1 pseudogene is annotated in these 302 nt (G+C 80.5%); it reads right to left on the reverse strand.

Going from position 1 to position 302, the window contains the following annotated elements:
- Positions 1 to 66 precede the first annotated feature (66 nt).
- Positions 67 to 302 (reverse strand): annotated as a pseudogene (locus DZG00_RS16740) (J domain-containing protein); the annotation flags it as partial.

The raw sequence follows: 302 nt of genomic DNA on the forward strand, positions 1-302 counted from the left end.
GGCCCGCCGCGATCGTCGCGGCGGGCCCTCGTGCGTCGGGTGCGGCGACGGCAGCGGCGCGCGGTCTCAGCCCGCGGCGGGACCGAGCAGCGTCAGCCGCTCGCGCAGGAGCGCCCGGACGGCGTAGGGATCCGCCACGCTGAGCCGCCCCTCCTCGGAGACGCCGTCGCGCAGCACGAGCGGCAGCACGGACCGGCGGACGACGAGCGCGCCGCGGTTCCGGCCGCGCTCCACCCGCTCGACCGGCTGCGCGAGCGCGTCGTCCGGCACGACCACCACGGCCGCGGCGAACCGCACGCCCG

Origin of the sequence: Clavibacter lycopersici, assembly GCF_003576405.1 — a bacterium.
Classification (GTDB): domain Bacteria; phylum Actinomycetota; class Actinomycetes; order Actinomycetales; family Microbacteriaceae; genus Clavibacter; species Clavibacter lycopersici.